Source organism: Azospirillum agricola (assembly GCF_020005195.1).
Lineage (GTDB): Bacteria > Pseudomonadota > Alphaproteobacteria > Azospirillales > Azospirillaceae > Azospirillum > Azospirillum agricola.
The window spans coordinates 724649-749942 of sequence record NZ_JAIFZR010000002.1 but is presented as its reverse complement, the minus strand read 5'-3'; the positions used below and the strand labels follow the sequence as shown (position 1 = coordinate 749942).

Sequence of the window (25294 nt, the reverse complement as noted above, 5' to 3'; positions counted from 1 at the left end):
ATGGGCGAGACGGCCGACAAAGGCGATCGGCAGCAGAGCGCCCTGCTCGACTTCACCCGGCTGCTGGCCAGCTACATCCCCGTGGAGCGGCTGTTGCCTCTGACGGCGCTGCGGTTGGCGCGCGGGAGCGGTGTCTCCCACACCATGGTGCTGCGTTACGACGGCGATCGGAGCAATCTCGTTCTGGAGGCGGGAACCGGTTGGGGACCGGGCCTTGTGGGGACCAAGCATTTCCCCATCGACGCCAACTCGCCGGCCGGGCGAAGCTACCTGACGCGGCATGCGACGGTGGTCGGGGATCTGTTGTGCGATGAGGCGCACCACGTCTCGGCTTTCCAGCGGGAGCACGGGATCCGTTCCCTGGTCGACGCCCCGGTGCTCAGCGGCGGCATGGTCTGGGGGGTGTTGAAGATCGCCAGCACGCAGCCGCACGTCTTTACCGGGACGGACGCGCGGTTTCTACAGGTGATGGCCAACATCCTGGGCGTGGCGGTGGAGCGGGCGGCCGATCACGAGGCGGCTCGTCAGACGGCACAGCGGACGGCGAAAGAGGCGGCGGCGGCCTTGGCCGAGCGGGAGATGCGGCTGAACGAACTCCAGCACCGCATGAAGAACAATCTGGCGGTCATCGCCGCCATGGTCCAGCTCGAAGGGCACCAGCAGGAGGACAAGCGCATCAAGGAGCGGTTCAACGGCTTGATGGCCCGCATCGGGGCGATCGCCATGGCGCACGAGCAGCTCAGCGCCACGCAGGAGACGACGATGGTGGAACTCGCTCCCTATATGGATCGGCTGGCTGGCAACCTCGCTCTTCAGCATGAGGGCATCACCATCCTGGCGGATGTGGAGCCGCTCCTGGTGCCGCTCGATCAGGCCGTGCCGCTCGGCTTGATCGTCAACGAACTGCTGACCAACGCGGCGAAGTACGCATTTCCCACGAGCGCCAACGGAACCGTGCGGATCGCCCTGGCCGCCGAGCCATCGCACCATGAGGCGGTGCTGACGGTCGCCGATGACGGAGTCGGCATGGGACCGCCGCGCAAGGGAAGCCTCGGCACCATGCTGGTGCAATCGTTGGCGGGACAGATCGGCGGAACAGCGCTCCAGCGTCCGATCGAACGCGGAACCTGTTGGAAAGTCCGCTTTCCGCTTCTGCCAGGTTCCTGACAGCCGGACACATGCGGATCGGCGTAGGGCTTTGACGCCAGTCGGCCCCTGTGCCTTTTGAAAAGTTGGACCGCTGCGGCGGGGCCGGCATGGTGGCGCAGCACCGCGAAGACGCTGAGCGCGAGCCCGAGGAGACGGAAAGAGTGGATGGGGGAGGATGGCACGGCGCCGACGGTCCCCTCTGTCGGCCATCGCCCGTCACCGTCGATTCCAGCAGCGCACGACCCAGGGGCGTGGGGAACCCGCTGTGGAAACGGCCCGCAATTTCGGAAATATTCTGAAGGATCGGGTGTGTTGCTGCATGCCGGTCACATTATGGATCAAGGAAAATTCATAATAGTCATTGAAATTATTCTGCCGCCAACCAGTTAAGGTCTGTTGAAACCATTCCTGGTCCGCTCATTTTTCCGAGGATCATGGGTCAGAGCCCGTCCTGGCGTGGTGGCAAGATCAAAAGGCAAGCTCAAAACCGGAATTTTCTGAGCTTGGTGACGGTCGCGACCACGGCCGTGTGGGCCGGGGCTCACGAAAGCAAAGTCCGCAAACATGTATCTCCCTTTCAGGAGCTTGATGAAGGCTTCAAGCCGGTTGGGAGCGCCGCCAAAACAGCATGCGGAAGGCGGTTGTCCGGCGGGCCGGATGAACGGTCTTCCGGTTCAGATCGGAGGATCTCCCATGGACGCCAGGACAAGGCTTGCCTTCTTCATCTTCAAGACCCGCGCCGGTTGGACCATTCGGGTGGACGGATTCATGTATCCGCCTTGCATCAGCCAAGCCGATGCGCTCGCCATGGCCATTCGCGAAGCCCGGGCGGCGGAACGTCTCGGCTTCGCCAGCGTCGTGCTGACGCTGTCGGCGGCGGGGGACCGCGGCCATGTCCATTGGTCCTGCGGGGGCGACGGCGGAGCCGCGCAGGCGATCACGGACGCTCCGCACCCGGTGGTTCCGGTCATGGCCGGCATTCCGCCGCTCGCATCCCGATCGGAGAAACGGCCATGACCGCCCTGTTCCGGTCCATCGAAGGACGGTGCCCCCATGGCTCCGACCTGCTGCGCGAGCACATGCGCTGGGAGGAGGCGGAGCGGCGCTGGCATCCGGCGGCCCGTCACGGCCCACCACATCATAGCCCGCCACAGGGAGATCCTCCCCCCGCCTGTTTGCCGCCGGACCATGCCAGTCTGCCGCGGGGCGCCCTGCTGACCCGTTTCACCACAGCCTGCGCCGCAGCCGGCGCAAGCGCCCTGTAGGAAAATCATGAGTCTTTCAGCCCATTACGTGGTGTCGTGCCAAGCGAGCGGCTGGTTCATCGGTCTGGAAGGGCAACGTTACGGTCCCATTGCCAACGGATCGGCCGGCGCCCTCATCGCCGCGGTGCAGGCTGCCAATCAAGCCGGAAATGACGGTGCTCGGGCCGGCGTGAGCCGCCGCCGCCGGAACCGGGCTCGCCGGATCAAGCGGCCACTTCGTCCGTCCAAACGCGGAAGCCTGTCAGCGTGTTGGGGCCGAAGGTGTGGGTGAGCGGCACGTCGGCCGCGTCGCGCCCTTGCGCGATCAGGATGCGTCCGATCCGGGGGGCGTTGTTCCGCGGGTCGAAGACATGCCAGCGGCCGCCGAGATAGACCTCCATCCAGGCGGCGAAATCCATCGGGGCGTAGGGCGGCGGCAGGCCGATGTCGCTGATGTAGCCGGTGCAGTAGCGCGCGGGAATGTTCATGGCGCGGCAGAAGGCGATGGCGAGATGGGCGTAGTCGCGGCAGACCCCGCGCTTCTCGGCGTAGGTCTGGGCGGCGGTGCGGGTCGGGCGCGAATGCTCGTAGCCGAAACTCACATGCGTGTGGACGAAGTCGCAGATCGCCTGCACCCGCGCCCAGCCCGGCGGGGTGCCCGCGAACAGCCGCCACGCCTCGTCCGACAGCACGTCGGTTTCGCAATAGCGGCTGCCCAGCAGGAACAGCAGCGTGTCGGCCGGCAACGCGTCGACGCGGTGCTGCTCGGCGCCGGGCTCGGCCGTGTCGGGGGTTCCGCTGTCCCGGATGATGCTGTCGGCGCCGATGGTGACGGAGCCGGCGGGCGCCACCAGCCGGCTGCACCAGTTGCCGAAGCTGTCGCGGTAGCCCTGGATCGCCGCCGGCACGCTGGTGACGATGTGGTCGGGCCGCTCCAGGTCGCCGACGCGCGAATAATGCACGTTCAGCATCACGATCATCGGGGTGGGGGCGGGAAAGCGGAAGTTCAGCTGGTAACCCAGGCGTATGCGCATGAAGGCTCTCCGAGGAAAAACTGTGGTGGAGCCGGCCCGGGGCCGGAGGACGCGGGGCTCGGACCATGACATGCACGGTCACGGTGGCCCCGTCGGTGTGTGGGGGGCGGGATTTCGGGCTTTGGCCTGGAATTCATGTTCGGCCGGAACCGTTCGGAAGCCGTTCGAGGCCGGGACCGTCGTCTCGCCCGTCGCCTCGGGATGCCGGGATGTTCCCACCTCGGTTGGGAACACCGGGGATCAGGACAGCGCCCGCCGGACCGCTCTCAGCAAACCCTCCGGACTGAGCGGCTTGTGCATAAGAAGGAAACCACTGTCGATCGCTTCCCGGATCCGCATGGGAGAGGTGTCGCCGGTCAGGAGAATGCCGGGCAGGCTGGTTTGCAGCCACCGTTCCAGGCGACGGATGGCTTCCGCGCCATTCTCCGCGCCCTTCAGCCGGAAGTCGGCGATGACCAGGTCCGGAGGATGGTCCTCAAGCCGATCCATGGCCGTGTCGCCGTCCGGCGCGGCGATCACATGGTAGCCCTCCTCCGTGAGAAACGCGCGGATGCCGGCGAGAATGGCGGGATCGTCGTCGATCACCAGCACCCGCTCGCCGTTCCCGGCGTTGTACAGCACCGCTTCGTCGTCCGCGGGAACGGGATCCTCCGGGTTGGCCAAGGGGACGAGAACCTCGAAGACCGATCCCGCCCCCACGCGCGAGCGGACCTGGATGGGATGACCAAGCAGCCCTGCAAGGCGTTCGACGATGGCCAAGCCCAGCCCCAGCCCCTTCCGACGGTCGCGCTCCAGGTTGCCGACCTGATGGAACTCCTCGAAAATGACGGAGAGCTGGTCGTGGGGAATGCCCTGTCCGGTGTCCCACACCTGGATGCGCAGGGCATGGCCGGAGCGCCGGCACCCCATCAGGATGCGTCCGCTGTCCGTATACTTGACGGCGTTGGCGAGGAAATTCCGGAGGATGCGCACCAGCAGCGCCGGATCGCTGCGCACGATCAGGCTGGTGGGAACACACCGCAACGCCAGTCCGGCGGCCTCGGCCAGCGGCGCGGTTTCGGCGCACAAGGCGGCGAGCATCGGGTGAAGACGGCAGGAACGGGGCGACACCTCGATGATGCCGGCGTCCAGACGCGACACGTCCAGAATGTCGTCCAGCATGGAGGTCAGCGCCCCCAACGAATGCCCCATGTCCGACAGCAGCCGGGTGGCGGCGTCGGTCATGGGTTGCAGGCTCAGCAGATGCTGGAACATCATCAGAGCCTGGGCCGGTTGCCGAAGGTCATGACTGGCGGCGGCAAGGAAGCGGGTCTTGCTGGCGCTGGCCTGCTCCGCGGCCAGCTTGGCGGCCGCCAGGGCCTCGCGGACGCGGGTCCGTTCGGTGACATCCTCCATGGCGAGGAGAATCAGATTGCCTTGGCTCATGCGGCGCGCGTTCAGGAGGATGCGCTGCTCGCCGGGACCGGGGCCGATGACGATCTCCAGCGCTTCGATCGCGGAATCGTCGGGAATGACCCGTTCCAGCGCCGTCCGGAGGGCCGGATCGGCGAAGCTGCCGGCCGCGACGGTCCAGAGGGGATGGGCGAGCGTGGTGGCCGGCGTGCTTCCGAAGGCCCGATGGAAGGCCGTGCTGGCGGCCACCACGCGCAGCGTGTCGTCGAGCACGAGCAGCGGTTCGCGCACCGTGTTGACGATGGCCTCGGCGAAGTCGCGGTCCGCGCGCGCCTCGTCGAGGATGCGGGCGCGCTCCAGGACGACGCCCAGCATGCTGGCGACGGCCTGCGCGAAGTCGATGTCGCTTTCGGAAAAACGATCGCGCTTCCGGCTGGACAGCGCGAGAACGAACGGGCCCCGGTTCCGGTCGCCGAACACGACCCCCAGACCGCTGGCCGTCCGTCCGTCCGGCCAAGGCCCGGTCGATCGGATCCGTGGATCGGCGGCGAAATCGGCGACGATCAGCGGCTGCCGGGACAGGAAGGCGCGGCCGACCAACGTCGCCGGGTCGGGAGGGAAAAGGCTCCCCGCGCCGTCCGGCGAGGCGGGCAACCCGGCGGCGCCGAGCAGGGTCAGGCCCCCGGCAAGGCCGGTCGCATCGCCGGACGGCTCCCCGGATCCGGGAATCCCGGAACCCCCGAGAATCGCGACCCCGTCCACGGCCAGCCCCTCGGCGATGAGCCGGGCGGCGTCCGCCAGCCGGTCCGGCCCATCCGGCCCGACCGGCTCCAGGCGGCCGAGATCGGCGATCAGCTTGTGCTGGCGGGCGCGCAGGGCCAGCGTCAGGCTGGTCCGCTTCAACGCCGTCACGTCGCTGAAGGTGATGACGGTGCCCTCGATGCGGCCGTCCTGGGTGCGGTAGGGCTGGATGCGGCGCAGGAAGGTGGCGTCCCCGGTCGCCGCCACCTCGCGTTCCAGGCTGGCCAGGCTGGCCAGGCTGGCCAGCGAGGCGTGGGTGTCCTCGATCAGGTCGGGATCGGCGAAATGGCGGGAAATATCGACGATCGGCCGTCCGATGTCCTGAGGCAGCAGGGAGAACAGCCGGGTTGCCGTCGGCGTGAAGCGCTTGATCCGCAGATCGGGCGACAGGAAGATCGTGGCGATGTCGGAGCTGCTCAGCAGGTTGGTCAGGTCGTTGGTGGTCGCCTCCAGTTCCTCGACCTTTTCGTGGAGCTGGGCGTTCAGGGTGCTGAGTTCCTCGTTGAGGGACTGCAACTCCTCCTTGGAGGTCTCCAGCTCCTCGGTGGTCGATTGATACTTCTCGCCGATCGACAACACCTCCTCGCCGGCGACCCTCAGGGCTTCGTGGGCGGCGCCGAGCTCCTCGACCTTGACGTTCAACTCCTTCTGGGTGATGCGGAGTTCGTATTCGAGCTGATCGAGCTGTGCGCTTTCGACCGGCACCGGCACCGGCACCGGCACCGCCTCGCCGGGGGGAGCGGTCCGGGGCGGATCGTCGGCGGCGAAGGTCACCACCAGCAGGTCGCTCTTGTCCTTGGGGAAACGGACCGGAATCGCCGTGACGGCCACCAGCCGGGACGCACCGTGGTGCTTGTGACGAATCCCGGCGATCCGGACGCTGCCGTGCGAGCCTGCCGCCCGGGCGATGGCCTCGCGCAGTTTCAGACGCAGCTCCCCACGCGTCATCGCCGTCAGATCCCAGGGCGGCTCCCCCATCGGCAGCTCGAGGAAATCACTGGTCGGGCCGAAAAGATACTGGACCCGGTGCTGGGGGTCGATCAGCGCGGCCGCCGGGGCGTATTCGAGCAACAGGGCCTGCCGGGTGATCTCGGCCGGGCTGTGGCCGCGTGTGGGGAAGAGCGGGGGAACCGCCATCGCCGCGGGCAGTCCGTTGGCCGGCGGAAGCGTCAACGCGGTTCCGCGGCTGCTGCCGATCTTGCGGTAGATCCGCCATTTCTGGGACAGCGGGCCGAAGAGGTCGGAGCGTCCGTTCACGGTCTCGGCCGAGCCGAGGAAAAGGACGCCATCCTCCGCCAGACCGAAATGGAACATCACGAAGATGGTCTTCTGCGCGTCCGGCTCGATGTAGATCAGCGCGTTGCGGCAACTGATCAGGTCGAGGTTGGAAAAGGGTGGGTCGCTGAGCAGGTTGTGCTGGGCGAAGGTGACCGTGTCGCGCAGGGCCTTGGAGACCCGATAGCCGCCCTCGGCCGGAGTGAAGAAGCGGTCGAGCCGTTCGCGCGATACGTCGGAGGCGATGGTTTCGGGATACAGGCCGGTGCGGGCGACGGTCAGCGCCCGGCTGTCGACGTCGCTGCCAAACACCTTGACGTCGAGGGATTTCGCGGATCGGGCGCAGGCCTCCATCAGCAGGATCGCGATGGAATAGACCTCTTCGCCGGTGGCGCAGGCCGGAACCCAGACGCGCACCGGCCGCCCGGCCTCCCGCTCGCCGACCAGCGGGCCGATGACGTCCGTGGCCAGCGCTTCGAACGCCGAAACGTCGCGGAAGAAACGGGTGACGCTGATCAGGACATCGCGCGACAACTGCTCGATCTCGGCGGGATGGCTGCCCAGGAAGACCAGATACTCCGCCATGCCGGCGATCTTGTGGATGCCCATTCGCCGCTCGATCTGCCGCGCCAGGGTCTTGGCCTTGTAGGCGCGATGATCGCGCTTGGTCTGGGCGGCGAGCAGGGTGAGGATCCGCTGGAAGACCGGGTTCGCGGCGTCGTCGCCGTCGTCATCCGCGTTCTTCCGGTTCGTCACGGGCCCAAGATAGGGTTGCCGGACGTAATCGATCAGGGCGGCCGGGATCGAGGGCGGCGCCAGGACATAATCGGCCATCCCGGTGGCGATGGCGTTGCGCGGCATGCCATCGAAGGCGGCGGTCGCCGGATCCTGCACGACCACCAGTCCGCCATACTCCTTGATCGATCGCAGCCCGTAGGTTCCGTCCGCCCCGTTGCCCGACAGGACGACACCGATGGCCTTCTCCCGCTGGTCGGCCGCCAGCGTGCGGAGGAAGAGGTCGATGGGCAGCGCCGCGTTGTCGGACGGTTGGGGCATGCGGATGCGCAGACGGCCGTCCTTCATGGTCGTCAGCCGGCCGGCCGGGGCGACGTAGATGTGATCCGTCTTCAGGGCAATCCCGTCCTCCGCCGCGTGGACGGGCAAGGGCGTGATCTTGGACAGGAGATCGGTGAACAACTCCTCATTGTCCGGAGTCCGGTGCTGGATCACGACGAAGGCGAGGCGGCTGTCCTTCGGCACGACGGCGAGCAGGGCTGTGATGGCCTTCAGCCCACCGGCCGAAGCGCCGATGCCGACGATCGCGGACGGTTCAAGGCCGGTTTCCGCCGTGTCGCGTTGCTTTTCGCCGGGCTGACGGTTCACGATATCGAACTCCCCTCCGCATCCTGGGAGATTGTTCTGCTTTCCGGCCCGCTCGGCTGCAAGCAATGGTTGACGTTTCCAGGCCCAGGCTTGCGGCTGGAATTGTCACATCAGCGCATGATATCTCAAACATGCGGGAAAAACCACGGTTCCACTAAAACTCCGTCGCGATGTTTTTCCGATCCGGAAGATTTATCGGAGAATCCCCTGCTTATGTCTTAAAGAGATATTTTCGGCGCCGTCCCCAACTCTGCTCCCTCATCTTGCACAAATCGGTCGACGCGGCGCCGGTATGGCGCATGCTGAACCGTGTTCCGGCCGCCACCTTGCTTTACAAGGTCCGCTTTGGAATCGTGCATGGGTACGGGCCAACAGGCTTGGCCTTCAATCGCCGGCCAGAGCCGGCGACACCGGGCGCATGGCGTCTTCCCTGACCATCCGCACCGCATCGCCGAGCGTCGTCGCCAGCGGAAACCCGTTGCCATCCGGCGCGGCCGGGTCGCCGTTGTCCCCGCCGAGGATCGCGACGACGATCCGCGTGCCGCTGCCGAAATGCCCCTGGACGCGGCGGATCAGCCGGGCGGTCTGCGTGTGGTTCAGCGTCATGCCGATCAGGCAGACGAGGCCCACCCCCTCGTGCGGCAGGTTTTCCATGCGCCGCACCAGGGGAGCCGCGGTGGCGGCCTCGGTTTCGGCGATCACCAGCCCCTCGCGGCGCAGGAGATGGGCGAGAAGCCCGGCGGCGGCGGCGTCGATCTGGCTGTGGGCGGGCAGGCACAGCACGCTGCCCTTGCGGCGCAGCAGCGCTGCCGTGCCCGACGCCTGGGAAGCGCCCCCGGCCGCGTCCGGAGACGGCACAGGGTCGGTGTGGTCGGACAGCGCCGCGACGATGTCGCCCGTCACCTCGGCGATGGCGTTGCGCGTCTCCAGGGGCAGGATCCCGGCGCGCCGGTCCGCCTCGGCCAGCCGCAGCGCCGGAATCAGCAGGGATTCGTAGAGTTGGGGCAGCGGCTTGCCCTCCGCCGCCTCCTCCGCGATGTCGACGGCCTCGCTGGAATCGTTCGCCAGCATGCGCTGGTAAAGCCGGGTTTCCGGGGATAGCGCCGGGCGGTTGCCGAGGAGTACGTCGAGGAAGGCCAACTGCGGCACATGCCGGCCCAGCACCATCAGGCAGACCGTCAGGGGCATGGCGAGGAGAAGGCCGACCATGCCCCAGATCACGGTCCAGAAGATCGCCGCCACCAGCACCGACAAGGGGGACAATCCGGTGCTCGACCCGTACAGCCAGGGTTCGACGACATTGCCGGCGACGAGTTCCAGCACGACGAAGCTGGCCAGCGTCAGGGCCGGGACCGTCCAGCCGGGCGAGACGGCCAGTGCCACCACGAGCGGCAGGCCCGCCGCGATCATCGACCCGATGAAGGGCACGAACCGCATCAGCCCGGCGATGATGCCCCACAGCAGGGGGTTGGGCAGACCGATCGCCCACAGGACGAGCCCCACCATCACCCCGAACACGCTGTTCAGAAGAACCTGCGCGAGCAGGAAGCGGCTCAGGCGGCCGACGCCGTCGTCGATGGCGGCCGTCGTGCGCTGGAGGTCGCCCGATCCGGTCAGGCGAATCAGGCGGTCGCGCAGATCCTCGCGCTGCAGCAGTATGAAGATGGTGAAGATGACGGCGATGCCGGCGGTGGTCAGCGGCTTGAGGATCGGCCCGCCATAGTCCGAGAGGATCTGGAAGGGCGAGGCTTTGCTGTGGATCTCCACGGCGACGGGTTTCGGGTCGGCGCCGGGACTGCCCGGCGTGCCGTCGGACGCGGCGACGATCGCCTTCTCAAGGTCGCCGCCAAGCGCGATCAGCCGCTTCGCCAACCCGCTCTCGGCGTTGGCCTCGCCCAGGCTCTTGATCTTGGCGAGCAGGTTCTGCTCGTACTCGGGCATCTTCTGCGCGAGATCGACCAGTTGCAGCGAGACCAGCGCGGCGGTGCCCGCCACGAGGATGGAGGACAGGAGCACAACGCCGACGATGGCGGGGGTCTTCGGGACCTTCCAGCGTTGCAGCCGCTTGATGACCGGAGCCAGCGCGAAGCTGAGGAGGATGGCGATCGCCAGCGGCTGGAAGACCTCGTGCCCGAAATAGAGGGCAAGCACCGTCGTCACCGCGCAGGCAAGGACGGTGGTCGTCGAGGTCCGCGTCGGCACGGCCGATGGAACCGCGGCGCCCCGCCGCCCGGACATCGTGGTGGCTCCAGGCGTCGGCATGGTCTTGGCTCCTTGGCGTTGATCCCGCAGATGCGATGATTCCGCGGATCATGGACTTGGGCGGCTTGGGCGCGGCGCCCGGGACTGTGCCTGTTCCCTGTTGTTCGATATGGGTGCATCGGTCAATTGTTTCAAATAATAACCCATTATAACGTTAAGACTATAATCTCTTATAAAGATAACTGCCGGTTGATTTTTCTGATTTCTAACAATGATTTTGCCAAATATGGGGTTGGCAATTATGAACATTTTATCGGCCGGAACGGCTGGCGGCGTTATCTGTTTGCAAGGTGATTCTGTCGTCTTGTCCAGCCGGAGTAAGAATTATGCCTGATGATCAAGGTCCCAAGAAGGTCGGCGTTTATGACGCCGTGAGCGCGGGCGGTCTCAACTGGACGTGGATCGCCGTTGGCCTGATCGTGCTGGCGGTCCTTCTGTATCTCTTTCTCCGCTGAGGCCTGCCCATGCCCGGCGACCGTGAAGAGGTTGTCCCGCTTCACACGGAAACCGTCTCGGTCGACAAGCACCGGATTGAACGCGGACGTGTGCGCGTGACCACCAAAGCGATCGAGCGCGAGGAAACCGTCCGGCAAGCGCTGGAGCGTGAGGACGTCGAGATCGTCCGGGTGCCGGTGAACCGCGCCGTCGCCGCTCGTCCGGACATCCGTCAGGACGGCTCCACCACGATCATCCCCATCGTCGAGGAAGTGCTGGTGGTCGAGCGCCGGTTGATTCTGCGTGAAGAGATCCATCTGCGCAAGACCACACGCACCGTCCAGGCCGAGCAGCGTGTCACGCTGCGCTCGGAGGACGCCATCGTCGAGCGCATCGAGGAGCCCGGCGGGCGGGATGCCGGGTCCGACCACCCCTCCGACCAACCCATCGAGGATTAAAGCCATGAACAAGACCATCGTCGCCCTTTACGACACCCGCACCGACGCCGAGGCGGCGCTCCGGGATCTCGAGGCCGAGGGCTTCGACCGCGGCGTCGGCGAACTCGTTTCCCACAACGATGCCGGGATGAGCGGCTCCTATCTGTCGCGCCTGAGCGATTGGAACGTCCCCGAGGCCGATGCCCATGTCTACGCCGAGGGCATGCGCCGCGGCGGCACGCTCCTGACGCTGCGGGTGGATGACGACGACGTGGAGCGGGCCATCGCCGTCCTGGAGCGTGGCGCCGTGATCGACATCGGGCAGCGGGGCGAGGCGTACCGTTCGACCGGCTGGATGGGCTACGACGAGACGGCCGCTCCTTACGATGAGGCGTCGGCCGTCGAGGAGCGCGCGCGCTACGCGGTCGGCGGGACGCGCGGCGATGCCCGTCTCGGCAGCGCGGCCGAGGCTTTCCGTGGCGTGAACAGGACGGACGTCACCGCGGACACCGCCATGCCCAGCGGGGTCGGCAGCGAACGCGAAGAGGTGCTTCCGGTGACCGAGGAGGAACTGACCATCGGCAAGCGCGCGGTGGAACGGGGCTCCATCCGTGTGCGCAGCTATGTGGTCGAGACACCGGTCGAGGAGCAGGTCCGTCTGCGCGACGAGACCGTGACGGTCGAGCGTCGTCCCGTCACGCGCGAGGTTGGCGACATTCCGGCCGATGCGTTCCGTGAACGGACCATCGAGGTCAGCGAGACCGACGAGGAGGCGGTGATCCAGAAGCGCACGCTGGTCAAGGAGGAGGTGGTCGTCCGCAAGGACGTCGAGGAGCGCGCCCAGACCGTCTCTGACACGGTTCGCCGCACCGAGGTCGAGATCGAGGACGACCGGACCCAGCGCAGCGGGATGGGGAACACCGTGCGCCGGGACGACGTCGAGCGGTAACAGGCATGACGGCAGCTTTTCTGCCGTTGGAACGTGATGATGAGCATCTGATCGGATAGATGGTCGGCAAGGATGCGGTTGGTCAGGCTGCGAACTTGGGGATTTCAGCCTCGATCAACCGCAAGAATCGTTGGTTGCGCCCCCCCCCCTCCCCCCGCAAAAAATCATAAGCCGTTGATCTCACATCGAGGTCAGCGGCTTTATGCTGTTCGAAGTTAAACCCCTCCAGGCCGCTTCCGGAATCACATCGGAATCATTTGGGCGGAAAAATCCATGCAGATTTGCGTAGGGTGAGGGTCAGGATTGTCATGGAGGCGGAACGCGGAGACTCTGACGGAGGCTTTGGAAGGGAGCCCTTGGCGGCCGGTCATCGTGCCGTCCTTGTGCCTCTCTTGGGAAGGGGAGGGGGCTCCGCTGGCCGGTGGGCTTGTTCTCGACTCATCGCCGAGCCGCACCGGCTTGACCACCGATCACAGACCAGGGCGGCAACCCGGCTTCTCGCTGGCGACCCCGCGCTTGCGTGGCCGTCCGCGGGTCGCCGCCGGCCATGTTTCCCGCGCAGTCAAGCCGTAGACCGAATGGCTGCTTTGCACGCCGACCACCCAGGCCAAGTGGCGGTTGCTCAGCCCTTCGCGGAACGCGGTCGCCCTTCTTGGGCAGCGCGGCGTCGTCAATGATGAGTATGGCGTCCGGGCCGCCGACCAGGGCATCGGACTTGGCGGCCAGGACCGTCTCCAGCGCGACGTTGTCTCAGAAGCGGCTGGCGATGAAGTGGTGGAGTTGGTCGTAGTCGTCCGGCGTCAGGTCGGCCGCCATCGGCTGGATGCTCTTACGCTCCGTCCGCCCGAACAGCCTCCGCACAGGTAGACCGGTGCCCAGCGCCGCCGCGCTGCGCGTCCAACACCTCCAGAAACAGCTCCAGCCAGTCCGAAAGCTCGCTTTCCCAGTCTCGCACGTCCAACATGAACGCTTCCGGCCAAACTCTCGGTTCAGTCCCATGACAGGCGCAAGTTCGCTCCATTACTCCGAGAGTGCCGAAGTTGTTTTAGAATCACTCATTTTCTAAAGTGACAAACAAAATATATCGCAAATACTACAGTTTAACTTGTCTAATGACACGCATGCATGGGTGAGATTTATTCATGTATAAGGCGATAAGCTTTCCTTATTATTTGAAATCGTGCGTGTAAATCTGTCGTAAAACTGATGCCGACGTGGCGTTATCTCTCATTCCATCATTGAAGCCTCATGCTGAAGAGGTTGGACAGAGTGCCGCAACTGGATTATACACCGCAAGGAAGGTGAGTGAGGCCTCACTCGGCATATGGGTCAAAAATATTCAGACGGATCATCCATGGCACCGCGTCTCGATAGCGCTGCTCGCCGACGGAGCATTCTCGATGCCGCTTTGCCGCTGTTCGCGCGGAAGGGGTTCGCGGCGACGACAACCAAGGAGATCGCTCAGGCGGCGGGTGTGTCGGAAGCTCTGATCTTCAAGCATTTTCCGACCAAGACCTCGCTTTATGAGGCGATCTTCCTGACCTGTATCGACGACGATCCGGAATATTCCCGGCTCCTCTCGCTGCCGCCGTCCACCACCGCGTTGGTACAGATGGTACAGGGTTTGGTGTTGTACCTCGTGGTCGAAGTTCCGGCCAACGCCAAGGAGCGGTCGCGCCACCGCCTGACCCTGATCAGCCTGCTGGAGGACGGGGAGTTCATGCGCCACGTCTATGACAGCGTGCGCAAACGTTTCCTGCCAACCTTCACCGCCGCCGTCCATGCAGCGGCTGCTGGCGGGGACCTCGTGGCCGGGCCTGTGGGGGCGGAGAATGGTCTGTGGATGGCCGACCATCTCTGCACGATGATGGCTTCGGTCTGCCTGTCCGGCCAATCGGTCGTTCCCTATCCCTGCGGCCGGCCGGAGCTGGCCCGCCAGACCATCTGGTTCATCCTGCGCGGCCTCGGCCTGCGCGACGAGGCTATCGCTGCCCAGGAGGGGGCCTCGCGTTTTCCTTATGTTCCTTTCGATACCAATTCTCTGCCAAATCCACACCAAGCTTTTCCGGAGTAGCCGATCGTGACCCTGGACCCTCCCCCCAAGACCGAGACGTCGTTCGGCCATCCGGCGGCCGCTCCGGGCCACCAGACGCCGCACGGCCAGCCGCCGGGCCCGCCGCGCAAGCCGGTCACCCGCGGCCGGCTGATCGTCCGGCTGGTGATCACCGTGATCATCCTGGCCCTGCTGGGCGCCGCCCTCTACGGCTTCAACAGCTTCCGGGCGAAGGCGATCTCCGACTTCTTCGCCAACAACAAGCCGCCGCCCACCCCGGTGGCGCTGGCCGAGGCGACGGTGCAGACGGTGCCGAAATACCTGACCGCCATCGGCACGGTGGCGGCGGCCCGCCAGCTCACCGTCGCCCCCGAGGTCGCCGGCCGCGTCGTCCAGATCCCCTTCGAGTCGGGCGCCACGGTCAAGGCCGGCGACCCGCTGGTCCAGCTCAACGACGCCACCGAGCAGGCCGACCTGCTGGCGCTGCGCGCCCAGGCGCGGCTGGCCGAGCTGAACCTGGAACGCTACCGCGACCTGCGCCGCAGCCAGGCGACGCCGCAGAGCAACGTCGACCAGTACCAGGCGCAGCTCGACGAGACCAACGCCAACATGAAGCGCACCCAGGCGCTGATCGCCCAGAAGCTGATCAAGGCGCCCTTCGACGGCGAGCTCGGCATCCGCCAGATCAACGTCGGCGACTACGTCAACACCGGGGCGACCATCGTCACCCTGACCGACCTGTCGCAGCTCTACGTCAACTTCTCGCTGCCCGAGCAGACCCTGACCAAGCTGTCGGTCGGCCAGAAGGTGCTGATCAACACCGACGCCAACCCCGGCCGCGATTTCGAGGCGACCATCACCACGATCGAGCCGCAGATCACCGCCGACACCCGCGCCATCAAGGTGCAGGCGACGCTCGACAACCGCGGGCGGGCGTTGCGGCCCGGCATGTTCGCCAACGTCCGCGTCGTGCTGCCGCCGCAGCCCAACACGCTCACCATCCCGGAGACGGCGGTCGACTACACCGTCTACGGCGACAGCGTCTTCGTCGCCGTCAACGGCAAGGACGCGGAGGGCAAGGAGCAGCTCACCGTCAAGCGCCAGCCGGTCAAGGTCGGCGACCGCACCGAGAACAAGGTGGAGATCCGCGAGGGGCTGAAGCCCGGCGACCGCGTGGTGGTGTCGGGCCAGCTCAAGCTGTCCAACGACGCCGCCGTGGTCCCGGCCGAGAGCAACCCGCTGACCCCGCCGAAAACCCTGCCGCAGAACTGAGGCCGGCGTCATGACCTTCACCGACATCTTCATCCGCCGGCCGGTGCTGTCCGTCGTGGTCAGCCTGCTGATCCTGCTGGTCGGCCTGCGGGCGCTGCTGGAAATGCCGATCCGGCAGTACCCGCAGCTCCAGAACACCGTCATCACCATCACCACCGCCTACCCCGGCGCCTCGCCCGACCTGATGCAGGGCTTCATCGCCACGCCGATCGAGCAGGCGGTGTCCTCGGCCGAGGGCATCGACTATCTGACCTCCTCCTCGACCCAGGGGCAGAGCGTCGTCACCGCCTACATCCGCCTGAACTTCGACCCCAACGTCGCGATGACCGACGTGATGGCCAAGGTGCAGCAGGTGAAGTACCAGCTGCCGCGGGAGGCCAACGACCCGGTCATCCTGAAATCGACCGGCGAGACGACCTCGATCCTCTACATCGGCTTCTCCAGCCCGGAGCTGTCCGGGGCGGCGATCTCCGACTACCTGACCCGCGTCGTCCAGCCCAACCTGTCGACGGTGGAGGGGGTGGCGCGCGCCCAGATCCTCGGCGGCCAGACCTTCGCCATGCGGCTGTGGCTCGACCCGGTGAAGATGGCGGCGCGCGGCATCTCGCCGGCCGACGTCTCGGCGGCGATCACGGCGAACAACTACCAGTCGGCGCCGGGCCAGACCAAGGGCGTCTTCGTCATCACCAACATCACCGCCAACACCGGGCTGACCGACGTCGAGCAGTTCCGCGACATGGTGGTCAAGGCCAAGGACGGCGCGCTGGTGCGCCTGCGCGACATCGGCAGCGTCGAGCTGGGCGCCCAGAGCTTCAACGCCAGCGTGGCGATGAACGGCCAGCAGGCCATCTTCATCGGCGTCGATTCGACGCCGACCGGCAACCCGCTGAACATCGTCGCCGACATCCGCAAGATGGAGCCGGAGCTGCGGCGCAACCTGCCGCCCGACATGGTGATGGAGATCGTCTACGACAGCACCCGCTTCATCCAATCCTCGATCGACGAGGTGGTGAAGACGCTGGTCGAGGCGGTCGCCATCGTCATCGTCGTCATCTTCCTGTTCCTGGGATCCTTCCGCTCGGTGCTGATCCCGGTGGTGACGATCCCGCTCTCCATCGTCGGCGCCTGCACCTTCATGCTGGCGCTCGGCTTCTCGCTGAACCTGCTGACCCTGCTGGCGATGGTGCTCGCCATCGGCCTCGTGGTCGACGACGCCATCGTCGTGGTGGAGAACGTCCACCGGCATCTGGAGGAAGGCAAGCCACCCGTCGTCGCCGCCATCATCGGGGCGCGCGAGATCGTCGGGCCGGTCATCTCGATGACCATCACGCTGGCCGCCGTCTACGCCCCGATCGGCTTCCTCGGCGGGCTGACCGGCGCGCTGTTCCGCGAGTTCGCCTTCACGCTGGCGGCGTCGGTGATCGTGTCGGGCGTGGTGGCGCTGACGCTGTCGCCGATGATGTGCTCGGTCATCCTGACCGGCCACGGCAGCCAGGGCCGCTTCGCCGCCTTCCTCGACCGCAGCTTCGACAAGCTGGCCGGCTGGTACGTGCGGCGGCTCGACGGCATGCTCGACTACCGGGCGGCGACGCTGCTGTTCGCCTTCGGCATCCTGCTGTCGGTCGGCTACCTGTTCGCCAACACCATGTCGGAGCTGGCGCCCGAGGAGGACCAGGGCATCCTGTTCGGCATCTCCAAGGCGCCGCAATACGCCAACCTCGACTACATCGACAGCTTCGGCAAGCAGATCGACGAAACCTTCAAGTCCTTCCCGGAGACCGACACCCGCTTCGTGCTGACCGGCATGCCGACGCTCAACCAGGGCTTTGCCGGCATGATCCTCAAGCCGTGGGACGAGCGCACCCGCAAGGCCTCGGAGCTTCAGCCGCTGGCCCAGGCGGAGCTGAGCAAGGTCACCGGCATCAACGTCTTCCTGGTGTCGCCGCCGGCGCTGCCCGGCTCCACCGGCGGCCTGCCGGTGCAGATGGTGATCTCCAGCTCGGGCGACTACCGCACCATCTTCGACGCGATGGAGCGCATCAAGGAGGCCGCAACCAAGAGCGGCATGTTCATCGTCACCGACAGCGACCTGCAATACGACAGCCCGGTGATCCGGCTGAAGATCGACCGCGCCAAGGCGGCCGACCTCGGCCTGACCATGCAGTCGGTCTCCAGCACGCTGGCGGTGCTGGTCGGCGGCAACTACGTCAACCGCTTCAACCTGAACGGCCGCTCCTATGAGGTCATCCCGCAGGTGCCGCGCGCCCAGCGGCTGACGCCGGAGGATCTGGCCAAATTCTACGTCACCACCGGCTCGGGCGCGCAGATCCCGCTGTCGACCGTGGTGTCGATCGAGACGGCGACCGAGCCCAACGCGCTGAACAAGTACAACCAGCTCCCCTCGGCGACCTTCTCGGCGGTGCCGATGCCGGGCGTCACCATCGGCCAGGCGGTGGAGTTCCTGGAGGAGCAGGCGCGCACCCAGCTTCCCGCCGGCTTCAACCACGCCTACCTGTCGGAATCGCGCCAGTACGTGACCGAGGGCAACCAGTTGATGGTGACCTTCGTCTTCGCGCTGATCGTCATCTATCTGGTGCTGGCGGCGCAGTTCGAGTCTCTGCGCGACCCGCTGGTGATCCTGATCTCGGTGCCGATGTCGATCTGCGGGGCGCTGCTGCCGCTGTTCTTCGGCCTGTCGACGATGAACATCTACACCCAGGTCGGGCTGGTCACCCTGATCGGGCTGATCAGCAAGCACGGCATCCTGCTGGTGGAGTTCGCCCGCGAGATGCAGATCAACGAGGGGGTGGACCGCCGCACGGCGATCGAGCACGCCGCCCGCGTGCGCCTGCGTCCCATCCTGATGACGACGGCGGCGATGGTGGTCGGGCTGGTGCCGCTGCTGACCGCCGCCGGCGCCGGTGCGGCCAGCCGCTTCTCCATCGGTCTGGTGATCGTCGCCGGCATGCTGATCGGCACGCTGTTCACCCTGTTCGTCCTGCCGGCGGTCTACACGGTCCTCGCCAAGGACCACCACGCCGCCGCAAACTCCAAGCGCGCCGGGGAGATCGCCTCCCTCGGCTGACCGGCTGGCTTGTATGGCCCGCCACGTCCGGACGCCTGACGCGATCCGGATGTGGCGGCAGCCACGGGAGCGAAGCGCGGATCCCATCCTCGGAGGCGGTCGTGGCGTCATGCTGCGACCGCCTTCACTGTTCCATCGCCCCGGCAGGAAGACTGTTGAGCCGCGCGTCGATCATGTTTCCGGTCAGCGGACAATGGGTTCCCGAAGGGCCGTACATCACCGCCACACAGCGGTTGCAGGCGGTGCAGCCGGACCGGTGCGCCGGGTCTTCCCGGAAGCGCTGCACCAGCGCGGCGTCGTGAACCAACGACCGCGCCATCACCACCGTGTCGAACCCTTCGTTCAGAACCTGCTGTGCCGCTTCCAGCGACAGGACGCCGCCGACGTAGCCGAGCTTGCATGACACCGACCGGCGGACCTTACGGGCGGCTTCCAGGAAATAAAGTTCGGAGAAGCGCACCGATTTCGGGGTCGCCAACTTCAACAGCTTGAACTGGAGCATGGAGGCGAAGCCCGGCTTCATCGCTGCGAAATCGTCGAGGGGCAGGGGGCTCGAGAAGATTGCCCAGGGAGCCTCGATGTTGCGGCCGCCCGACAGCACCAGCATGTCGGCCCCGGCCTTCTCCAGCGCGCGGGCGGTGATCACGGCATCGTCGGCCGTTGCGCCCTTCTTGACGCCGTCATACAGGTTGATCTTGGCGATGACGGCAACCCGGTCGCCGACCGCCTGCTTGACGGCGGCGAGAATCTCGGCCGGGAAGCGCGCGCGTCCTTCCGCCGAACCGCCGTAAGCGTCGCGCCGCCTGTTCGACAGCGGTGAGATGAATTGGTTCAGCAGATAGCCATGACCCATGTGCAGCTCGACCGCGTCGAAGCCGGCCTCGGCCGACAGGCGCGCGGCGTTGACGAACTCGTCACGAACCTGATCCATGTCGGTCCGGGTCATGGCACGCTGGAAGAAGCGCCCCATCATCAGCCCGATCTTGTCGATACCGCCGCTGGCCGACATGGCGCGTGGGGTGGAGAGTTCCCTATGCTGGGCGAAGCTGCCGCCATGGGTGATCTGGGCGGAAACCAGCGCGCCCGCGTGATGCACCGCGTCGGTGATCGCGCGGTAGTGCGGCAGGCTGCGGTCGTTGATGACGCCCTGGTTGGTGAAGGTCCGACCATCCGGCGAGACCGAAATGTAGGCCAGGGTGGTCATGCCGACCCCGCCGGCTGCGAGACGGCGGTGAAACTCCAGCAAGGATTTCGTGGGCAGGCAATCCGCGGTCATCATCTCGTTCGCGCCCGAGCGGATGAAACGGTTCGGCAGTGTGACCGGCCCTATGGTGACCGGGGAGAACGCATCGATCATGGTCTTGGCTCACACGGTTTGGCGGGCCGGGTCGGGAGGTGGGGTGAAGCGCCGCTCTCCCGAGGCCGGAGGCTTCGGGAGGCCCCACGTTCCCTGAATCGCCCCCCGCGCCTCAGGCCAGCAGCTGGGCGACTTCGATCAGGTGGCCTTCGACGTCGGTGACGAAGGCGACCCGCACGCCATGGGCGGGGATGTCGCGGGCCGCATCGACCACGGTGCCGCCGGCGGCCACCGCGCGTTCGACGAAGGCATCGGCGTTGTCGGTGACGAAGCCGACGATGACTTCGTCGTTGGTCGGTTTCGGCGCGTCGAGGAATTTCAGCAGAACGAAGGTGGAGGCCCCTTCGTGGGTGGGCTTGAACATGATCTCGGCGATCTTCCGTCCGCCGATCTCGTCCTCGACCCGGGCCAGTTCGACGACGCCGGCGACGGCCTTGTAGAAATTGGCCGTCGCCTCCAGGTCCCAGACCAGCAATTTGGTGAACCCGTAATTCGTGCCGGTGACGCTCTGCAAGATGCTCTCCCGTGGAGTTTTGATTGTTGGCGTTCCGATGCCGTCCTGCCGGTTGGCAGGGACCGGAAATTCAAGCTTTCTCGAGTGGTCAGCCAATCTTCGGCGACGCGAACAATATTGTAAGTGAGCACTGACTTTGTGGCAAGCCGCTATGAAGCCCGGTGTCGAGAATTTTCAGGATCCGGGTGGTGAGGATCGTCACGGCGCCAGAACGCCGGGATCCCCCATATGCATCGCCCAGATCGCCTCGCGTCGGACGATGCGCCAGCCTTCGGAGCGGCGCTCCCATTGGTCGACATACTCGCCGTTGGTGTCGAAGAAGCGGTCGGCCTTGGCGCCCTTGCCCTGGTGGCGGGCCTGCACATAGGCGCGGCTGACGGCGCGGTCGCCCTCGACCGACACAACAATGCTGCCGATCAGATGCTGGCTGGGACCGCAGGGATCGAGGAACCGCCGCAGCAACGTTTGCAGCGCCTCGATACCCCGTTGCTCGCCGGTGCCGTAATTGAAGGTGAGATCGCCGGCGAACACGTCGCCGACCGAGTCCCACGCCCGGCCATCGGCGATGCGGGCGAAGCGGGCCAAACCGTGATGAATCTCACGCTCGTCGAGAATCTCCTGAAGGTTCATCGGGATCTCATGGTTGGCGGTTGCTTTTCAAATCCATGCGCATGACCTTGCCCGCGGCGTTCTTCGGAAGAGCGTCAAGGAACTCGATGGCGCGCGGCACCTTGTAATTGGCCATGTTGGCCTTGGACCATGCGATGATTTCCTCGGCGTCGGCGGTCTGACCGGGGCGCAGCACAAGGAAGGCCTTGCCGACCTCGCCCATCCGTTCGTCGGGAAAACCGACGACGGCGGCCATTTCGACTTTCGGATGCTCGCACAGTTGCTTTTCGATCTCGGCCGGGTAGCAGTTGAAGCCGCCCGTGATGTACATGTCCTTTTTGCGATCGGTGATCCGCAGATAGCCGTGCTCGTCCAGCACGCCGATGTCGCCGGTGTGCAGCCAGCCATCGTCGTCGATCGCCTCGGCGCTCGCCGCCGGATCATCGAGATACCCTTGCATCACGCCGAATCCACGCACCAGAATCTCGCCGGCCTGACCGCTGGGCAGCGTCAATCCCTGATCGTCGATGCAGCGCAGTTCCAAACCCGGCAGTGCCTTGCCGCAGGTGGTGGCGATCCGGTCGATGGAATCGCCGACCCGGCACATGGCGATCACGCCGCATTCGGTCATGCCGTAGCCGGTCACGACGGTCTCGAAACCGAGTTCCTTCTGCATCCGCTCGACCAGGATCGGCGGCACCGTGGCGGCTCCGGTCACCGCGACGCGCAGGGCGATCCGGCCTTGGGCCAAGCCCTGCTGTTCGGCCAGCAGGGACTGGAAGATCGTCGGAGGGCCCGGCAGAAAGCTGACGCCCTCGTCCCGGATCAGCCGGGCGACGTCGTTCGTGTTGAACACCGCCAACGGAAGGATCGTCGCGCCGGCGAGCAGGCAGGCGAGCCAGCCGGCCTTGTAGCCGAAGGTGTGGAAGAAGGGGTTGATGATCAGGAACCGGTCACCCTCGCGCAGGTCGACGATCTGTCCCCACACCTTGAACAGCCGCACGGTCTGACCGTGGCAGCTGACCACGCCCTTCGGCGACCCGGTCGTGCCCGACGTGAAGAGGATGTCGGAGGGATCGTCGGGCCCGACCGCCGCCAAAGCGGCATCGACGGATGGGTCGTCCGGGCCCTTGCCGGCGGCGAGAAACGCGGTCCAGCCGTCGGGCTCGTCGAACAGCACCGTCCGGTCGAGGTCGGGAAGCGCCCCGTCCGCCAACAATGGGTCCGCCAACAATGGGTCCGCCAACAACGCGTCCGCCAACAACGCGTCCGCCAACAACGCCCGATAATCCGTGCCCAGGAAATCCCCGACGGTGAACAGCAGCCGGGCCCGGGAACGGCGCAGGATATCGGCGGCTTCCTTGCCCTTCAGCCGGGTGTTCAGCGGGGTGAGCACGGCGCCCACGGTCTGCGCGCCCAGGGCGGCGACGATCCATTCGCCCTGGTTCGGCGCCCAGACCGCGATCACGTCGCCCTTGCGGATGCCATGGGCCAGGAAGGCCGACGCGGCGGTCCGTACCTGCCGCTGGAGTTCGGCGAAGCTCCAGAGACGCCCCGGCTCGATCAGGGCCGGAGCGTTCGGCAGGCGGGTTGCCGCCATCGCCAGGGCGGCGGGCAAGGTGGGGGGAAAGGTGGAGGGCAGGGGGGCGGTGATGGTCACTGGCCGCGCGCCTCCCGTGGCAGGCCGAGCGCCCGTTCGGCGATGATGTTGCGTTGGATCTGGTTGGTGCCGGCGTAGATCGTGTCGGCGCGCGACATCAGGAACATGGTGGTCAGCGCCGGGAAGCGCTCCGCGTTCTCACCGATCTCGGCCTGCGGGCCGATGACCTCCATGGCCAGTTCGCCGAGGTCGCGGTGCCAGGACGACCAGTAGAGCTTGTAGGTGTGGGCCTCCGGGCCGGGGCCGCCGGTCTCGGCGTTGGCCAGCATGCGCAAGGCGTTGCAGCGCATGATCTTGAGGCCGATGTGCGCCTGGGCGAGGCGCTGGCGGATCAGCGGGTCGGCGGCCTTGCCGTTGCGCTTGGCGATGCCGATCACCTCGTCCAGTTCGTTGCGGAAATGCATCTGCTGGGCCAGCGTCGACACGCCGCGCTCGAACCCGAGCAGGCCCATGGCGACCTTCCAGCCTTCGCCCTCGGCGCCGATCCGGTCGCGGGCGTCGGCGACCGCACCATCGAAGAAGACCTCGCAGAACTCGGAGTCGCCGGTCATCTGCCGGATCGGCCGCACGGTCACGCCGGGCTGCTTCATGTCGACCAGCAGGAAGGACAGTCCCTTCGGTCCGACGGATCCGGGCTCGGTCCGGCACACGGCGAAGCACCAGTCGGCGATGGCACCCATCGACGTCCAGATCTTCTGGCCGTCAATGATGTAGCGGTCGCCGTCCCGACGGGCCTTGGTGCGGACATTGGCCAGATCCGAGCCGGCGTTCGGCTCGGAATAGCCTTGGCACCAGATCGTGCCGCCCGATGCGATGCCGGGCAGGAAGCGATGCTTCTGATCGTCGGTGCCGAACGCCAGCAGCGTCGGTCCGGCCAGCTCGACGCCGATGTGACCGATCCGCGCCGGGGCGCGGGCGCGGGCGTACTCCTCGGCGAAGACGACCTGCTCGGCGATCGAGGCATCCCGCCCGCCGAACGGCCGTGCCCAGCCGATGCAGCCCCACCCGGCGCTTCCCAGGCGTTGCTCCCATTCGCGGCGCCGGTCGATCCGGTCGACGTGATTGTTCAGGCCGCGCAAATCCTTGAACGGACCGGACAGTTGCTCTTCCAGCCAGGCGGCGGCCTCGGCGCGGAAGATCTCCAGTTCGGGGGCGAAAGCGAGATCCATGGCGAGCCTCAGAAAATCTCGAACAGGCCGGCGGCACCCATGCCGCCGCCGATGCACATGGTGACGACACCGAATTTCTCGCGGCGCCGCTTGCCCTCGAACAGGATGTGGCCGGCCTGCCGGGCGCCGGACATGCCGAAGGGATGGCCGACCGCGATGGCACCCCCATCGACGTTCAGCCGTTCGTCATCGATGCCCAGGCGGTCCTTGCAATGGAGCGCCTGCGAGGCGAAGGCCTCGTTCAGTTCCCAAAGACCGATGTCATCGGTCGTCAGGCCGTTGCGCGCCAGCAGCTTGGGCACGGCGAAGACCGGGCCGATGCCCATCTCCTCGGGCGCGCAGCCGGCAACCGCGATGCCACGGTAGGCACCGAGCGGCGTCAGGCCGAGCCTGGCTGCGGTCCTGGCCTCCATCAGCAGCAGGGCGGCGGCGCCGTCGGACAATTGCGAGGCGTTGCCGGCGGTGATGAAGCGACCTTCCTTCACCAGCGCTCCATCCTTGTAGATCGGGGCGAGCTTGGCCAATCCTTCCAGCGTCGTGTCGGCGCGGGCGCCCTCGTCGCTCGTCAAGGTCACCTCCTGATAGGAGGTTTCGCCGGTGTCCTTGTTCACCACCGTCTTCCGCGTGGTCAGCGGTGCCAGTTCGGCGTCGAAGCGCCCGGCGGCTTGGGCGGCGGCGGTGCGCAGGTGGCTGCGGAGGCTGAATTCGTCCTGAGCCTCGCGCGTGATGCCATAGCGCTCGGCCACCACCTCGCCGGTCTCGATCATCGGGATCCACATGTGCGGCATGTGGTCGAGCACCGACTGGGAGCGGGCGCGGTAGGTGCTCTTGTGCTTGGTCTGGGTCAGGCTGATGCTCTCGACGCCGCCGGCGACGACCATGTCCATGCCGTCGACGATGATCTGCTTGGCCGCCGTCGCGATCGCCATCAGGCCCGAGCCGCACTGGCGGTCCAGGCTCATGCCGGCCACGCTCTGCGGCAGGCCGGACGAGGCCACGGTGAGGCGGCCGATGTTGTAGCTCTGGTTGCCCTGCTGCGAGGCGCAACCGATGATCAGATCCTCGATCCGGGCCGGGTCGATGTCGGCGCGGCGGACCGCCTCGGCGACGACATGGCCGGACAGCACTGCGGCGTCGGTGTCGTTGTAGGCACCGCGGTAGGCCTTGCCGATGGGGGTGCGGGCGACGGAGACGATGACGGCTTCACGCATGGG

At 66.5% G+C, this 25294-nt stretch carries 17 protein-coding genes; 8 read left to right on the top strand and 9 right to left on the bottom strand.

Annotated features, from left to right (window positions below; genetic code table 11):
* Together JN22_RS06245 and JN22_RS06240 are read left to right on the top strand one after the other, a co-directional pair.
* Positions 1-1167 carry a sensor histidine kinase gene (locus JN22_RS06245; protein ID WP_179166055.1) on the top strand — a complete coding sequence of 389 codons (1167 nt, stop codon included), beginning with the start codon at positions 1-3 and terminating at the stop codon, positions 1165-1167.
* A 675-nt stretch (positions 1168-1842) separates the two neighbouring features.
* Positions 1843-2166, top strand: coding sequence for a hypothetical protein (locus JN22_RS06240; protein ID WP_085553083.1), 324 nt, complete (start codon positions 1843-1845; stop codon positions 2164-2166).
* A 451-nt stretch (positions 2167-2617) separates the two neighbouring features.
* On the opposite strand, the gene JN22_RS06235 is transcribed toward JN22_RS06240, so the two are convergent.
* From JN22_RS06235 to JN22_RS06225, 3 genes are all read right to left on the bottom strand, one after another.
* On the bottom strand, positions 2618-3427 hold the full coding sequence (locus JN22_RS06235; protein WP_085553080.1) for a transglutaminase-like domain-containing protein: 810 nt from the start codon (positions 3425-3427) through the stop codon (positions 2618-2620).
* A gap of 240 nt (positions 3428-3667) precedes the next feature.
* Positions 3668-8278 carry a chemotaxis protein CheB gene (locus JN22_RS06230; RefSeq protein ID WP_223677596.1) on the bottom strand — a complete coding sequence of 1537 codons (4611 nt, stop codon included), beginning with the start codon at positions 8276-8278 and terminating at the stop codon, positions 3668-3670.
* Between the two features lie 384 nt (positions 8279-8662).
* Positions 8663-10540 carry an AI-2E family transporter gene (locus JN22_RS06225; protein ID WP_085553079.1) on the bottom strand — a complete coding sequence of 626 codons (1878 nt, stop codon included), beginning with the start codon at positions 10538-10540 and terminating at the stop codon, positions 8663-8665.
* Between the two features lie 326 nt (positions 10541-10866).
* Between JN22_RS06225 and JN22_RS34790 the strand changes: the two genes are divergently transcribed.
* From JN22_RS34790 to JN22_RS06200, 6 genes are all read left to right on the top strand, one after another.
* On the top strand, positions 10867-10995 hold the full coding sequence (locus JN22_RS34790) for a hypothetical protein (protein WP_263300732.1): 129 nt from the start codon (positions 10867-10869) through the stop codon (positions 10993-10995).
* A gap of 9 nt (positions 10996-11004) precedes the next feature.
* The gene (locus tag JN22_RS06220) at positions 11005-11433 is read left to right on the top strand and encodes a YsnF/AvaK domain-containing protein (protein WP_085553078.1); all 429 of its coding nucleotides are present in this window, start codon (positions 11005-11007) and stop codon (positions 11431-11433) included.
* A 4-nt stretch (positions 11434-11437) separates the two neighbouring features.
* Positions 11438-12361, top strand: a complete 924-nt coding sequence (locus tag JN22_RS06215; RefSeq protein WP_211099581.1) for a YsnF/AvaK domain-containing protein — start codon at positions 11438-11440, stop codon at positions 12359-12361.
* A 1354-nt stretch (positions 12362-13715) separates the two neighbouring features.
* Positions 13716-14435, top strand: a complete 720-nt coding sequence (locus JN22_RS06210) for a TetR/AcrR family transcriptional regulator (RefSeq protein WP_085553077.1) — start codon at positions 13716-13718, stop codon at positions 14433-14435.
* A gap of 6 nt (positions 14436-14441) precedes the next feature.
* A complete protein-coding gene (locus JN22_RS06205) occupies positions 14442-15686 on the top strand; it encodes an efflux RND transporter periplasmic adaptor subunit (protein ID WP_223677595.1) in 1245 nt (414 codons plus the stop codon).
* A gap of 10 nt (positions 15687-15696) precedes the next feature.
* Entirely contained in the window at positions 15697-18771 is a 3075-nt protein-coding gene (locus JN22_RS06200) for a multidrug efflux RND transporter permease subunit (RefSeq protein ID WP_085553076.1), read from the top strand.
* 124 nt (positions 18772-18895) lie between these two features.
* Here JN22_RS06200 and JN22_RS06195 read toward each other — a convergent pair whose 3' ends face one another.
* The 6 genes from JN22_RS06195 to JN22_RS06170 all read right to left on the bottom strand — a co-directional run bounded on the left by JN22_RS06195 (position 18896) and on the right by JN22_RS06170 (position 25291).
* On the bottom strand, positions 18896-20128 hold the full coding sequence (locus JN22_RS06195) for an NADH:flavin oxidoreductase (protein WP_085553075.1): 1233 nt from the start codon (positions 20126-20128) through the stop codon (positions 18896-18898).
* Between the two features lie 112 nt (positions 20129-20240).
* Positions 20241-20642: a VOC family protein gene (locus JN22_RS06190; protein WP_085553074.1), complete on the bottom strand. Its 402-nt coding sequence runs from the start codon at positions 20640-20642 to the stop codon at positions 20241-20243.
* Between the two features lie 198 nt (positions 20643-20840).
* Positions 20841-21272: a nuclear transport factor 2 family protein gene (locus tag JN22_RS06185; RefSeq protein ID WP_085553073.1), complete on the bottom strand. Its 432-nt coding sequence runs from the start codon at positions 21270-21272 to the stop codon at positions 20841-20843.
* Between the two features lie 7 nt (positions 21273-21279).
* The gene (locus tag JN22_RS06180) at positions 21280-22911 is read right to left on the bottom strand and encodes a FadD3 family acyl-CoA ligase (protein ID WP_223677594.1); all 1632 of its coding nucleotides are present in this window, start codon (positions 22909-22911) and stop codon (positions 21280-21282) included.
* Entirely contained in the window at positions 22908-24080 is a 1173-nt protein-coding gene (locus JN22_RS06175) for an acyl-CoA dehydrogenase family protein (RefSeq protein ID WP_085553072.1), read from the bottom strand. The genes JN22_RS06180 and JN22_RS06175 overlap by 4 nt, the downstream gene beginning before the upstream one ends.
* Before the next feature lie 8 nt (positions 24081-24088).
* Positions 24089-25291 (bottom strand): acetyl-CoA C-acyltransferase, encoded by a 1203-nt coding sequence (locus JN22_RS06170; protein ID WP_085553071.1) that lies wholly within the window; start codon positions 25289-25291, stop codon positions 24089-24091.
* Positions 25292-25294 lie beyond the last annotated feature (3 nt).